The organism is Bacillus mesophilus, from assembly GCF_011008845.1.
Classification (GTDB): domain Bacteria; phylum Bacillota; class Bacilli; order Bacillales; family SA4; genus Bacillus_BS; species Bacillus_BS mesophilus.
Genome location: NZ_JAAIWM010000004.1, coordinates 290,236 through 303,958, shown reverse-complemented (window position 1 = coordinate 303,958; position 13,723 = coordinate 290,236). Strand labels below are relative to the sequence as shown.

The 13,723-nt window shown below is 36.1% G+C and carries 13 protein-coding genes; 12 read left to right on the top strand and 1 reads right to left on the bottom strand.

Features of this window, described 5'->3' with window-relative positions; all coding sequences use genetic code 11:
* The first annotated feature begins 43 nt into the window (after positions 1–43).
* Together G4D63_RS13545 and G4D63_RS13540 are read left to right on the top strand one after the other, a co-directional pair.
* Positions 44–1,249 carry an MFS transporter gene (locus G4D63_RS13545; protein WP_163180185.1) on the top strand — a complete coding sequence of 402 codons (1,206 nt, stop codon included), beginning with the start codon at positions 44–46 and terminating at the stop codon, positions 1,247–1,249.
* A 551-nt stretch (positions 1,250–1,800) separates the two neighbouring features.
* Positions 1,801–2,793: a F510_1955 family glycosylhydrolase gene (locus G4D63_RS13540; RefSeq protein ID WP_163180184.1), complete on the top strand. Its 993-nt coding sequence runs from the start codon at positions 1,801–1,803 to the stop codon at positions 2,791–2,793.
* 5 nt (positions 2,794–2,798) lie between these two features.
* On the opposite strand, the gene pdxR is transcribed toward G4D63_RS13540, so the two are convergent.
* Positions 2,799–4,283, bottom strand: coding sequence for a MocR-like pyridoxine biosynthesis transcription factor PdxR (gene pdxR, locus G4D63_RS13535; RefSeq protein ID WP_163180183.1), 1,485 nt, complete (start codon positions 4,281–4,283; stop codon positions 2,799–2,801).
* 127 nt (positions 4,284–4,410) lie between these two features.
* Here pdxR and G4D63_RS13530 point away from each other — a divergent pair, with 127 nt between their 5' ends.
* The 10 genes from G4D63_RS13530 to G4D63_RS13485 all read left to right on the top strand — a co-directional run bounded on the left by G4D63_RS13530 (position 4,411) and on the right by G4D63_RS13485 (position 13,722).
* Complete coding sequence (locus G4D63_RS13530; RefSeq protein WP_163180182.1) at positions 4,411–4,977, top strand: DJ-1/PfpI family protein; 567 nt, start codon at positions 4,411–4,413, stop codon at positions 4,975–4,977.
* A gap of 46 nt (positions 4,978–5,023) precedes the next feature.
* A complete protein-coding gene (locus tag G4D63_RS13525) occupies positions 5,024–5,485 on the top strand; it encodes a Gfo/Idh/MocA family protein (protein ID WP_163180181.1) in 462 nt (153 codons plus the stop codon).
* Between the two features lie 108 nt (positions 5,486–5,593).
* On the top strand, positions 5,594–5,935 hold the full coding sequence (locus G4D63_RS13520) for a hypothetical protein (protein WP_163180180.1): 342 nt from the start codon (positions 5,594–5,596) through the stop codon (positions 5,933–5,935).
* Between the two features lie 137 nt (positions 5,936–6,072).
* Positions 6,073–6,474 (top strand): hypothetical protein, encoded by a 402-nt coding sequence (locus tag G4D63_RS13515; RefSeq protein ID WP_163180179.1) that lies wholly within the window; start codon positions 6,073–6,075, stop codon positions 6,472–6,474.
* Positions 6,475–6,610: 136 nt separating this feature from the next.
* Positions 6,611–7,564 (top strand): magnesium/cobalt transporter CorA, encoded by a 954-nt coding sequence (corA, locus tag G4D63_RS13510; RefSeq protein WP_163180178.1) that lies wholly within the window; start codon positions 6,611–6,613, stop codon positions 7,562–7,564.
* A gap of 142 nt (positions 7,565–7,706) precedes the next feature.
* Positions 7,707–7,913, top strand: coding sequence for a DUF6501 family protein (locus G4D63_RS13505; protein ID WP_163180177.1), 207 nt, complete (start codon positions 7,707–7,709; stop codon positions 7,911–7,913).
* Positions 7,914–8,058: 145 nt separating this feature from the next.
* Positions 8,059–8,574 carry a YfiT family bacillithiol transferase gene (locus G4D63_RS13500; protein WP_163180176.1) on the top strand — a complete coding sequence of 172 codons (516 nt, stop codon included), beginning with the start codon at positions 8,059–8,061 and terminating at the stop codon, positions 8,572–8,574.
* A 123-nt stretch (positions 8,575–8,697) separates the two neighbouring features.
* On the top strand, positions 8,698–10,272 hold the full coding sequence (locus tag G4D63_RS13495; protein ID WP_163180175.1) for a peptide chain release factor 3: 1,575 nt from the start codon (positions 8,698–8,700) through the stop codon (positions 10,270–10,272).
* A gap of 50 nt (positions 10,273–10,322) precedes the next feature.
* The gene (gene helD, locus G4D63_RS13490) at positions 10,323–12,617 is read left to right on the top strand and encodes an RNA polymerase recycling motor HelD (protein WP_163180174.1); all 2,295 of its coding nucleotides are present in this window, start codon (positions 10,323–10,325) and stop codon (positions 12,615–12,617) included.
* 193 nt (positions 12,618–12,810) lie between these two features.
* A complete protein-coding gene (locus G4D63_RS13485; protein WP_163180173.1) occupies positions 12,811–13,722 on the top strand; it encodes a TetR/AcrR family transcriptional regulator in 912 nt (303 codons plus the stop codon).
* The last annotated feature ends 1 nt before the right edge of the window (position 13,723 follow it).

The following is a 13,723-nucleotide window of genomic DNA, read 5'->3' as shown; positions in this document are numbered from 1 at the left end:
ATATTTATTATAGAATGAAGTCTACAGGAACGGAGAAAGAACTATGTGGAAAAACAGAAATGTTTGGATCTTACTTACTGGTGAATTTATTGCTGGTATTGGATTATGGACTGGAATAATTGGTAATCTAGAGTTTATGCAACAGCATGTACCTTCAGATTTTGTAAAGGCGCTTATTTTATTTACGGGATTACTTGCAGGAGTCGTGGTTGGACCTTTAGCTGGAAGAATTATAGATTCATCAAGTAAAAAGAAGGTATTAATATATGCTGGGTTTGGTAGAATGTTTAGCGTTTTATTTATGTTTTTAGCCATTCAGTTTGAGTCGATTTGGTGGATGGTCTTGTTTATGATTGTCATTCAGTTATCAGCAGCCTTTTATTTCCCGACTATTCAAGCGTTAGTCCCAATTGTCGTTGCTGAGAAGGATTTATTACAAATGAATGGTGCGCATATGAATATAACAACGATTTCAAGAATAATTGGAACCGCCTTAGCTGGGGCAATGTTGGCCATTATCAGTTTGTACTCTCTGTATCTAGCGTCTTTTATTGCTTATGGATTATTATTGTTATCCACCTTTTTATTAGATTTTGATGAATCGGATGTTGAAAGTAAGAATAAAAATAAGAAGTCAGCTAGCTTCAAAGAAGTAATTCCGGTTCTAAAAGGTATTCCTATTGCCATGACTGCTTTAATCCTAACTGTCATTCCAATGTTATTTTTAGGTGGCTTTAACTTAATGGTTATTGAGATCAGTGAGCTACAGGACGACTCAACCATAAAGGGTCTCATCTACACAGTTGAGGGTATTTGTTTCATGCTTGGTGCTTTCTTAGTTAAGAGAATAACAGAGAAGTATAATCCTGTTTCGTTAATGTTTATTTTTACAACAGTTGTTGCCATTACTCAGTTATCATTATTCTTTGCTGATAGCAAGCTATTATCATTAGTTTCATTTGGAGTATTTGGTTTTGCTCTTGGGTTCTTCTTCCCGATTGCAGCAACGATTTTCCAAACTAAAATTCCTAAAGATTTTCATGGACGATTCTTTTCTTTTAAAAATATGTTAGATCGAGTTATGTTTCAGGTTGTATTATTGGCAACTGGGTTATTTTTAGATACCATTGGGTTTCATTATATGGTTTTAGTTTTCGGACTATTGTCACTAGGGTTAGTTACGTATTTTGGTCTCAAGCATTCCAAGACCGCTGTACAAAGCTCCATGCTAAAAGAACAAGAATTGTAATTTTACTTAATCCCCCGATAGTACGAATGGGGGATTTTTTTGTTTAGGCTATGTTAAAGAATTGTGTTGATATTCTGCACTGTTGATTGAAGTGGAGGGACGCGAATATTAGGAACCTCTGCTAAAAGCTGCCACATCCTGTGTAGCGCGGGAGAGCGGGTCTCGGTAGACCCTACAGGCGAATGCTTGTCTAGCTGCAATGCCTAGCCCCTCGAGGTCAAATAACCCTCCAACATAAAAAAGGAAAGAGCACCCTTTTTATGTTGGAGGAACGTTTGCTTGTCGGAGGCCTGCAGGATGCATGCAGGTCAGGCAGGCGTTGCAACAGGATATTGCGAACTTAGCCTGCCTTCATCTTTCCGGGGCATTTTCGCTTTTCCAGTGAGGAGGCTCACGGACTCGCCCGCGGAAAGCGAGTGTCCTTTAACGGAAATCAACAACAAGGTTTAACACGCCCTTTGTTTAAAATAAGTCTCATTTCTTATTTGTTTATTTATTTTGAATATGAAATAATAGTTATAGACAAGAATTATTCATTTGGAGTGTTAGCGTTGAAATATATTGTGTTTTTTATTGGATTAACTGTTGTGTTGCTATTCTTCTTTTCCTCTTGTAGTGATAGCAATAGCGACCATGAAAATAAAACTGAACCAGGGATTCAACATGAAAGCATGAAGGCAAAAACAGTAGGTATTGATTTTGCAGGTCATGACTTTTTTCAGCCAGTAAGTAACTCCATCTCCCATATTCATGGGATAGGATATCCAAATAACCAGGAAGCTTTATTTATTGCAACTCATCATGGACTTAAGGTTTATTCTAATGGTATTTGGTATGAGACAAAGGAACATAATCATGACTATATGGGCTTTCAAGCAACATCTGAGGGCTTTTACAGTAGCGGTCATCCAGAAGAGGGGTCTACGCTTTTAAATCCACTTGGTTTATTAAAAAGTGAGGATTTTGGAAAAACGATAGAAAAAGTAAGTTTTTATGGAGAATCTGACTTTCATCATATGTCCGCAAGTTATTACACTCCAAGTATCTATGTGGTTAACACAGTTCCAAATAGTAAACTTGGTACAGGTTTATACTATAGCCTCGACGGAGGGGAAGTATGGATGCAGAGTGAGTTAGAGGGATTGCCACAAGCATCAGCCCATTCACTTGCCACTCACCCTAGATTAGCAAAAATAGTAGGTATATCCACCCCAGAAGGATTGTTTCTCTCTCACAATAACGGAAACACATTTTCTCTCATATCTGAAGAAAGATCAATAGGCACGTTCTTTATTAAAGATGAGTCTATTCTTTATGTAACAGCAGATGGAGAGGAGAGTTTATTAGAACAGTCCTTGGAATCAGATGATACTAAACAAATTCCACTTCCTACATTAAGTGAAGGGGATTCCATTTTATATTTAGCTGTTAATCCCTTACATGAACAGGAAATTAGTTTTGGTACTGTTGCTGGAGACGTGTGGAGGACTGAAGATTACGGTGATTCGTGGTCAAATATCTTAGAGAAAGGTAACGTACCTTAGAACCCTTAGTTAAGGGTTCTTTTTCTTTCTATATCATTTGTAGAGGATATGGCTTTGAAAGCTTCGCCCATAAGTTGAAATCCTTTAATAATATCATCATCTGATAAGTGTGCGAATCCAATAATTACTTTCGGTTGTGGTGGCGGATTTATGTAATAATGATTGGCTGTTTCCCACACAACCCCTCTTACTAAACATTCATTCTCAAAGATAATATAGTCTTGAGCGGAGTGTTTCCAAGTAGCAAATAAATGTAAGCCTGCATCTGTCTCGTTCCATTCAAAAGCATTTGAAAGGTATTTCTTAATAGCTTGTAGTAGGACATCATATTTTTGAGCATAGATTCTGTTAAGTCTTCTTAAATGACGCTCAAACTTTCCTGATTTAATAAACAGTCCAACTGCCATTTGCTCTAGTATGGAAGTGGTGTATTCGCCGCCTAAATTTCTTATTTTAAGAAAGTCATCTACTAAGTCTGGTGGCAAAACAGCAAAACCAATTCGAAGTGAGGGAAGTATGCTTTTTGCAAAGGTTCCTAAAAAAACAACACGCTCTTCAAAATCAAGGACTTTTAGGGGTTCAACAGACCTCCCTTTTCTTCGGAATTCACTGTCATAGTCATCTTCTATAATAATCGAGTTATGTTTTTTTGCCCATTGTAGAAGGTTAATTCGCTGATTAATAGACATTACCTTTCCTGTTGGGAATTGATGACTAGGTGTTACATAAATAAGCCGACTTTCCCAATCTCTTACCTGAAAGTCTTGTGTTTCTATAGGAGCTGGAATTAATTCTCCACCCATGGTCATAAAGTTGTTTTTTATAGAGGTAAAAGAAGGTTCTTCGACGACAACATGATCTCCGACGTCAATGAGAAGTTGGGAGAGTATTGTTATTCCTTGCATAATACCGTTAATAATAACAACCTGGTTGGGCTTAATCATCATGCCACGTGACCGATTTAAGTAAGACGAAATGGCTTCTCTTAAAGCAGGTAGGCCCTTAATATCATATTGCTCTTCAACTACCAAGAAATTTAAATCCCTTGCCGCTTGGTAGATTGTCTTTTTCCAATCGTCTAATGGAAAATAGGTAATGTTTGGTGAAAAGCCAGAGCCCCTAAAATCGACTTCGATTTTTTCTTTTGAAGGAGGTTGCGTTTTCTTATCAATAATTTTTTGACTACGAGTTGAAAGTTGAATTTTCTTATTTGTTTTTTCTATTAAGTTAAGATTTTGAGGTGAGTAAGCTACAAAAGTACCACTACCCTCAATCGTGCTAATATAACCATCTGCAACCAGCATTTCATATACAAGCTTGATTGTATTTCGGTTAACCTCATATTTGGAAGCTAGTACACGACTGGATGGTAAACGTGTACCGGTTTGAACCTTACCTTCAAGGATTAACTCTCTTAGAAAATGGTAGATTGCTTGATATTTAAATTTATAATCATTTTGACTTAAGTCAAGGGTGTAAAAGAGATCCAAAATGTAAGCCTCCTTTTTATTACTGGGCTAATAAAATTATATCAAATTGGTTCTTTTTTGGTATCCATTTTTTTCTTATTATGGAAATTAGAAATAGAAAACTACTGTTTAGAAGGAGATAAAAATAATGAAGATTTACGTTTTAGTCTATGATGGTTATGCTCATTTTGAGGCAGATTTAGTAGGGTGGATTAAAGGGAGATCACATGAACTAGTAACAGTTTCATTAGGGGCTGCAGAAGTTGAGGCTGTTGAAGGTTTTATCATTAAACCACATATGTTGATTGAACAAGTAGATGTGAATGATGTGGATGTATTCATTATTCCAGGGGGGGATGCTCCTTCAATATTGGGTAATGAAACTTTGCAAAATGTATTAATTCAGCTTAATGAACAAAACAAACTAATCGGAGCAATATGCTACGGAACTTTACTTCTAGCAGACGCCGGTATTCTAAGAGATAGAAAGTTTACTACTTCAGTTACTACAGATTTGGAGTTGTTCACTGTATTTAATAAAGATAAGTTCTTAGATACAGGAATGGTCGTAGATGGAAACATTATAACAGCAAAAGGAGATGCCTATGTAGAATTTGCCTTAGCTGTTTGTAGATTAGCAGATTTAACTCCTCAAAATGCTTTAACCTACTGGTCGAATTTCTTTAGGAGTCGAGAGGAGCTAGTTCAACAGTGACTAAGGTAAAAGCAGGAATCATAGGAATTGGAGCATTTGGTGAAGGATGGTTAAAGTTTTCTCGGAGCATCCTTCTGTAGAATTGGTTGCAGTTTGCGACACTAATCAAGAAAAGGTAAAGGAAGCAGCAGAGCATTATAAGATCAAGGGCTATTCTAATCATAAATCGATGTTAGAGCAGCAGGTTGATTTAGATATGGTTTATGTGGCAGTTCCACCAAAATGGCATCATGATATTGTGGTTGATGCCATACGTGCTAACAAGCATATTCTTTGTGAAAAGCCTCTAGCCAATTCAATTGAAGAAGCAGCAAATATGCTTCAATTAGCAAAGAAAGCAAACATCATACACGCAATTAATTTTCCTATTAATTATCTAAGCAATACACGCAAGTTTGGAGAACTACTAGAAAGTGGATACATCGGACACTTGCGTAGAATTGAACTGAACATGAAGTTTCCGAAATGGCCAAGACCGTGGCAAGAGAATGATTTGATTAATAGTTGAGAACAAGGTGGATTTGTATTTGAAGTCGCTGGTCATTTTATTCAACTCATTCAACGTTACTTCGGGCAATTATCTAGCATTCAAAGTGAAATAGAGCTTCCTATTGATTTGAATTTATCTGAAACTGGTATTATTGTTAGTATGAGATTAAAAGATGGAACACCAGTGATTCTAAATGGAATTAGTGGAATAGCCGGAATTGAAGAACAGCATGTAACCTTAACAGCGTATGGAAGTGAAGGTACCATTTCTCATGTTGACGTAATGAAGATCAAGGCAGGCAAAAACGGAACTACATATGACGAACTAGATGTAAAGCCAAATCAATTTTGGGATGAATTACTATCATCATTTGTGGATGCTATACATGGGAAACCTAGTGAACTATATGACTTTCAGGTTGGTTATGATGTGCAGGTTGTATTAGAGGCGTTACGTAATCCAGAGTAGAATAATAGCATGGAAAGGATAGTCACTATTGTGGCTCCTTTTCTGTTTGAAAATTTCTTCAATCTATCCCTGCATTAAAAGAATGATTTCCCCTTCTCCCTCATATGATGAAGCAGGTATGTGGAGGAGGGATTTATATGGCAAATCAGATTAGTGAAAATAGCATCTCAGAAAAACTTTTAGAACGATATGTTTTACTTGGTAAATTATCCAAAGATGCCAAAGAAGAAATGGACAAGATAAAACAGGTGTTCCATGCTTTTTTTGATGAGCAGTCAGGATCAAATACTAGGGCAGAGGTTACAATTGGTGATTATTTTATTCAGCGTCAAATTAGAGTCTCTGAAAGCTTTGATGATGAAAGAACCGTTGAACATTTAGAGCAATTGAATTTGAAGGATTGTATCCAGTTCGTCAAGAGACCAGATGAGAAAAAAATTGAGGCTGCTATTCAACTAGGGTTATTGAACGGAGAAGAAATGAACTCCTTAAAAATTAATAAAACTACTCAAGCCATATCAGTTAAAAAAATAAAATAATCGTTAATATATACAAGTAGTAGTTACTGCGTACCATAAGTAGAAAAACTTATGGTTTTTTTCGTTCTTTTTTGACACATATTCACTTAATATGTTAATTGTTTAAGTACGACTTACTTGGTAAAAGGAGTACTTTATGCTTCAGTCATTCTTAATTAAACAAAATGGAGAGAAGGAAATCGGCAAAAGCATTCCACCTGATCCAACGATGTATCAATGGATGTGGATTGACCTTACTGATCCAACAGATGCAGAAGTCCAGACTCTAACAAAAACGTTTTCCTTTCATCCTTTAGCAATTGAAGATTGCATCAATCATACGATTCAAAGACCTAAATTAGATTACTATCATGATCATACATTTTTTATTGTACATGCTCTTAATCAAAATCTAAAAAAGGATGAACTTAGTATATTTATAGGTGAGAATTACATTGTTACTTTTCACTATCGTGATCTTCAAGAAATTAATCAAGTCTGGAATAAATTAATCTCAGTTGCAAGTCATAATATTAACAAATGGAATCATTACGTTGTTTTTCATCATTTGCTTGATAAGGCAGTTGATAATTATTTTCCAATTTTGTATGAATTGGAGGATGCGTTGGACGAGTTGGGAGAGAAACGTCGAGTTGATTCAAATGAAAAACAATTAGATTTGTTGTTTAACATTAAAAGTCAATTAATTTCCTTACGTCATACGATTAATCCTATGAGAGATTTATTATATCGTGTTCTAAATTCTCATAAATTGGATGAGGTTATTGAACGGAAAGAATATTTCTCAGATATATATGATCATTTGTTGAAGCTATCAGAAATGGTAGACTCTAACCGTGAGATTACAAATGATTTAAGAGACAGCTATTTATCTTTAACGGCCCATCAACAAAACAAAATCATGCAGACCTTAACTGTCATAACAACGATCTTCATGCCTTTAACCTTTATAGCAGGTATTTATGGAATGAATTTCGACTATATGCCAGAATTAAAATGGGACATAGGATATTTCCTTATTCTTTCACTCATGGCGACAATTGGATGTAGTATGTATTTATGGTTCAAGAGAAGAGGTTGGTTTAAGTAGGGTTACATCTTAGGGAGAGGAAGTTATTCTTGGAACAATGCCCCCTTATATTGGAGTTTAAACCAAAATATAAAAACCACTCTTTGAATAATGGCACTTTTTGTGTATGATAATTAAAACAGTTACAGCTAGGAGGACTAATATGATTCATTTAGATTGGAAAGATAGAGAAACAGTAAAACAAGTAAAATGTGTACATACAAATGCAGAAAAATATATGGTGTCAAATGTACTAACATCAGGTAAGGTTTACGAGGTTAAAAATGAAACTGAGGAATTTTACTTCCTTGTAGATAATACTGGAACCGTTGGTGGATTCTACAAGGACTATTTTGAAGATGTAAAATAGGATTGCTTAAAACTATCGCCTTGTCGATAGTTTTTTAATTTCGGCTTACGTAACGAAGAACATCATCCGTAACGCTGTCTAAATAAAGGAGTTCTTACCTCTCCAATCGAATATAGATACATATTTAGTAGGGAGGAACGAAAGTATGGAGCAATTACAGTATCCGATTGGGAAATTTAAATTACAAGATGAAATTTATGAAAATACTATTATAACAGCAATTAAAGCAATTACAGAATTACCTAATGAGTTAAAGAAAATGGTTATTCATTTATCAGAACATGAGCTCAGTCTCTCTTATCGTGAAGGAGGATGGAATGTTAGACAACTGATTCATCATATAGCTGATAGCCATATGAACAGCTTTATTCGATTCAAGCTTGCATTAACGGAAGAGGATCCTACAATCAAACCATATGATGAGAAGAGTTGGGCAGAACTCTCAGATACTCAAGGGGGAATTTCTTCTTCCTTATCTATTATTGAGGGAGTGCATGAACGATGGGGTAATTTATTAAGTTCTCTTGAACAAGAAGACTTTAACAAGGCATTTATTCATCCAGAAATAGGGCGGATTTCATTGTCAACTGCATTGTTCCTGTATGAATGGCATGGAAAGCACCATCTCGCACATATTGATCTTGCAGTGAATAAGAAATAATATATAAAACTACCGTATCGGTAGTTTTTAAATTGAGTAAAAGCGCTTCAACATTGACTTTTCTTGCATTTTTTGGTACGATTATCATTCTGATTTGAAAAATTCTGTAAAAAGAGGGACGGCATGAAAACAGAATCTATAAAAGATAAAATATTGTCACGTAGGACCTTTGCAATCATATCTCACCCGGATGCGGGGAAAACAACACTAACTGAACAATTACTGCTATTCGGTGGCGTTATTCGTGATGCTGGGACAGTAAAAGGAAAGAAGTCAGGAAAATTTGCAACCTCGGATTGGATGGAGATTGAAAAGCAACGTGGAATCTCTGTTACATCAAGTGTTATGCAATTTAATTATAAGAACCGAAACATTAACATTTTAGATACACCTGGACACCAAGACTTTAGTGAGGATACATATCGTACCCTAACGGCTGTTGATAGTGCCGTGATGGTAATTGATTCAACTAAGGGTATTGAAGACCAAACTATTAAGTTATTTCAGGTATGTAAAAAAAGAGGAATTCCGATTTTTACATTTATGAACAAGCTTGATCGTGTTGGTAAGGACCCACTTGAACTGCTTGCTGAACTAGAAGAAGTATTAGGGATTGAGTCATATCCAATGAATTGGCCAATAGGAATGGGCAAGGAGTTTGTTGGGGTATATGATCGTTTCTACAATCGGATTGAACAGGTGCGTGTGGATGAAAAGGATAGATATATCCCTTTAGATGATAATGGAAAAGCAGATGAAAATGCTCCTATTGTTGAGTCTAGTTTATATGCACAATGTTTAGAGGAAATCGAATTGCTAAGTGAAGCGGGAAATGAATTTTCAAAAGAGAAGATTCAACGGGGAGAGCTAACTCCAGTATTCTTTGGAAGTGGATTAGCTAACTTTGGTGTACAAACCTTCCTTGATACTTATATAGAGCTAGCACCTTCACCACAACCACGTCATTCAAGTGAAGGTGATATAGATCCAACAGAAGCACCTTTTTCTGGATTCATCTTCAAAATACAGGCTAATATGAACCCTGCTCACCGAGATCGGATTGCCTTTTTACGCATCTGTTCAGGCAGATTTGAAAGAGGAATGAACGTTTCGATTGCGCGTACCGGAAAACAAGTAAAGCTTTCACAATCTACTCAGTTTATGGCTGATGATCGAAATACGGTAGATGAGGCAGTAGCCGGGGATATTATTGGTTTATATGATCCGGGTACGTATCAAATTGGTGACACATTAGTGGACGGAAAGGATCTGTTTCAGTATGATCGACTTCCACAATTTACGCCTGAATTATATATCAAAGTAACGGCGAAGAACGTTCTAAAGCAAAAGCAATTCCAAAAAGGACTATCTCAGCTTGTTCAAGAAGGTGCTATTCAGCTCTTCCGTTCTGTTCAGCTTGAGGAGTATATCCTAGGTGCTGTTGGTCAGCTTCAGTTTGAAGTGTTTGAACACAGAATGAAGGGTGAATATAACGTTGACATTATCATTCAACCAATAGGCTCTAAAATTGCTAGATGGGTCGATGGAGAAGTGTCTGAAAATCTCTCCAATTCAAGAAGCCTACTTGTAAGAGATCGTTATGAGAAGAAGGCATTTTTATTTGAAAACGAATTTGCACTAAGATGGTTTCAAGAGAAAAACCCTGAGGTAAAGCTTTTCAATCCAATGGAAGTCTAATTGGCATAATAATCGTTTTCCATTCAATTTGAACTGAAAGGAGATCGTCCATGTCCTTATCGGAACACCCGGATTACCAAGATGAGCTGAAGCGTTTGTTGTTTACCAAGAACTATATAGAATCGATCATCATTGCGACGGAAACTTCTAAAGAGAATTACCGAGAAAAGATCTCTGAAGCATTTCAAGATCTTGACTGGCTTGATAGCAGTTTAAGCTATACAAACATATTAACAAATGCACAGTTTATGGAACGCTCAGCTGAAGAGGTAAGGAATCTTAAAAAAATAAGACCTAAGCCTTATTTTGCTAGAATTAACTTTAAACATGACGACCGACAAACGGAAGAAATCCTGTATATAGGGAAGGCTTCCGTTTTTGATCGAGAGTCACAGCAGCCAATCATCGTTGATTGGAGATCACCTATTGCAAATGTTTATTATGATGGTCGTCTCGGGGATGTTGAATATAAAGCTGAAGGGGAAATGTATGAGGGCTTTCTCTCTTTAAAAAGGCAATATGAAATTGTCGACGGTTCTCTTCAGAGCTATCGCGATGTGGATTTAACAACTAATGACGAGTTGCTTCAAGATTCTTTAGCGAAAAGCTCCGACAACCGGTTAAGTGAAATTGTTTCGACGATCCAAGCAGAGCAAAATGAGATTATTCGTGCAGACTTAAACAGGCCCATTATTGTCCAAGGAGCAGCGGGAAGTGGAAAGACGACGATCGCCTTACATCGTATTTCTTACCTCATCTATACACTTGGTCAGGAATTCAATCCTGAAAATATGATGGTTATTGCACCAAACCGTTTATTCATTGATTATATCTCCGATGTCCTTCCCGAGTTGGGTGTTGACCGGATTAGACAAACGACTTATGTGGATTATGTACAGGATGTAATCGGGAAAAAACTAAAGGTCATTCCGCAAGAAAAGAAATTAGTAGCCATTGTTAGTGAGGAGCCAAAGATTGCTGAAACTATAAAATGGGTGACTAATTTTAAAGGTTCTTTTCAGTACCAAAAGATGATTGAAAGGTATATGAAAGAGATTCAGGCTTCCTTTTATCCTGATGAGGACTTTGCTGTAGAAAGATTCAGATTGATGACAGCTCGTAAAATTAAACACTTGTTTCAAGATGAATATAACTATCTCCCTTACTACCGTCGTGTGGAAAGAATCAAAAAAGTACTTCAAGGTGATGTTAGGCGAAAGAAGAAGCAAATGCTTCACAAAGTCCAAGCAATTTATGAGCATAAGCTTGATGTGGCCTTATCTATTAAAGAGCCATTAAAGAGAAGAGTTAAGGTTTCTGCGTGTATGGATGAGAAAGAAACCCGAGTTAATCAATTAAATAAGGAAATTAGGTCCTCTGTGACGAACTACATGAAAAACTTTCCTAAACAATCGTTACTGGACTATTACAGAGAATTCTTAAACCCTCAAACATTTACTAGATTATCAGAAGGTGTTCTAACTAAAAATGAAGTACATACCTTTCTTAACTATCAAGAAACTCTGCTAAAAAAGAATCAGTTTGAAGTTGAGGATTTAGCCTCTTTATTATATTTACAGCACTACTTGTTTGGGATTACACCGGAATTAAAAGCTAGAAATGTAGTAATAGATGAGGCGCAGGACTATAGTTACTTTCAATTTTCAGCGTTAAAAGCACTCCTAGGTACTGATATGTTTACAATTGTCGGTGACCTTGCTCAAGGTATTCATGCGTACCGCGGTATGACTGATTGGGATATTCTAGTCAAGAAAGTGTTTCCGCGTGCTAACTATGTAACGATGCAAAAGAGCTACCGAACTACTGTAGAAATTATGAAAACAGCAAATGAGATCTTGGATTTAATGGAAGAGGATGTTCCGAAAGTAGAGCCAGTTGTTAGGCATGGAGTAAAACCTCTATTCATACAAGGACAAGATAGACAAGATATTGTCCGCTCTATTGTAGATAAGATAGAGAAGGATCAAGAGGATCATTGTAAAAACTTTGCGATTATTACAAAGACAGAGCGAGATGCAAGAGAACTACATAAAGCCTTCAAACACAGCAACCTGCTTGAAACGAATTTGTTAGTAGAGATGGATGAAATGGAAAGTGGAAAGGTTGTCATCGTTCCTTCCTATATAGCAAAGGGTTTAGAATTTGATAGTGTATTTATTGTAAGTTTAGATGATCGCTATACCTTAACAGATGTAGATATTAAACTACTATATGTTGCTATGACTAGACCGCTTCATCGTCTGACTCTTGTTGCTAACAACAAACAGGATTTATTATTAAATTGGGTAGATGAAAAACTAATAGATTTTCAGGTAAGAGCCTAGTATTTTACAGGGCTCTTTTTGTTATTTAGGGTATTTAAATATAGATGAAGTCCTAATTTTAAAAATGCCCTCGCCTAAACTTGATTATATTTTTGGAATATTTTGGTTGACACGAAGGTAGTCAACGCACTATATTAAAATACATGAACGAACAGGTCATTATTTGACCTTATGGTCAGGGTGGAGAGATTGGATGAATAGGAAAAATCAAATTATTGAGGTGGCTACAAAGCTTTTTGCGGAAAAAGGCTATCATGCCACAACCATGCAGGAAATGGCTAATGCATTAAATATTGCTAAAGGTTCTTTGTATGCTGAGTTTAAATCAAAGGAGGAGCTATTATCCTTCATTACCGAACAGAATCAAGCACAGATGTTTGAGATGGTTTTCTTGGTTGAGGCAGATCCTAGTCTTACCGTGGAAGAAAAGCTTATAAAACAAATCTATGTGCAGTTTGATTCTTTTTTAAAACACAAGGATTTTATTAAAATGCAAATGACAGATCCCGCGTTTCAGATTAATAAAGAGAATATTCATCAAATGAAGTATAGCATGAGACAAAGGGTAATCTCCTGGCAATATCGATCATTACTAAGAACGTATGGTGATGAAATAAAGCCATATATATGGGAGTTGGTCTTAGTGTTTAATGGTCTAATTAAAGAATTTATGACGTTATTAATCTTTGAGGATGTAAAATACGATTTATTAGAAGCATCAAAATTCATCTCAAAGCGATTGACAGGGACTGTTCAGGATCTCTTGTATCATAATGAACTACCTACTCTTTTTAAAGCAGAGGAGATGGAACAGGTATTTCATGTAAAAAATAGTTCCCAGCATATCTCTTTTGACGAAAAAATTAAGGAAGTGCTTGATTCACTTGAAGTTAATATTGAAGGTCAAGCATTACAGCAGAAAGAAAAAGTACATCTTTTAGAAGGTATCTCAGTTATACGTGAAGAGATTACTCGGAGTGATATACGGGTTTCAATTGTGCGGGGAATCATATTATACATTGCTGAAACCTTGGACGGTGAATCCTCAGTTCTTAATAGGCTGCAGCAATATATAGATTTAAAAGTATCGATTGAAAAGGAGTAAA

Excerpts from the sequence above, each read along its gene's own strand:
- G4D63_RS13500 (WP_163180176.1), top strand. The coding sequence starts at position 8,059 with ATGGAGCAATTACAGTATCCGATTGGGAAATTTAAATTACAAGATGAA.
- G4D63_RS13505 (WP_163180177.1), top strand. The coding sequence starts at position 7,707 with ATGATTCATTTAGATTGGAAAGATAGAGAAACAGTAAAACAAGTAAAA.
- G4D63_RS13545 (WP_163180185.1), top strand. The coding sequence starts at position 44 with ATGTGGAAAAACAGAAATGTTTGGATCTTACTTACTGGTGAATTTATT.
- G4D63_RS13525 (WP_163180181.1), top strand. The coding sequence starts at position 5,024 with ATGGTTAAAGTTTTCTCGGAGCATCCTTCTGTAGAATTGGTTGCAGTT.
- corA (WP_163180178.1), top strand. The coding sequence starts at position 6,611 with ATGCTTCAGTCATTCTTAATTAAACAAAATGGAGAGAAGGAAATCGGC.
- G4D63_RS13530 (WP_163180182.1), top strand. The coding sequence starts at position 4,411 with ATGAAGATTTACGTTTTAGTCTATGATGGTTATGCTCATTTTGAGGCA.
- G4D63_RS13485 (WP_163180173.1), top strand. The coding sequence starts at position 12,811 with ATGAATAGGAAAAATCAAATTATTGAGGTGGCTACAAAGCTTTTTGCG.
- G4D63_RS13495 (WP_163180175.1), top strand. The coding sequence starts at position 8,698 with ATGAAAACAGAATCTATAAAAGATAAAATATTGTCACGTAGGACCTTT.
- helD (WP_163180174.1), top strand. The coding sequence starts at position 10,323 with ATGTCCTTATCGGAACACCCGGATTACCAAGATGAGCTGAAGCGTTTG.
- G4D63_RS13515 (WP_163180179.1), top strand. The coding sequence starts at position 6,073 with ATGGCAAATCAGATTAGTGAAAATAGCATCTCAGAAAAACTTTTAGAA.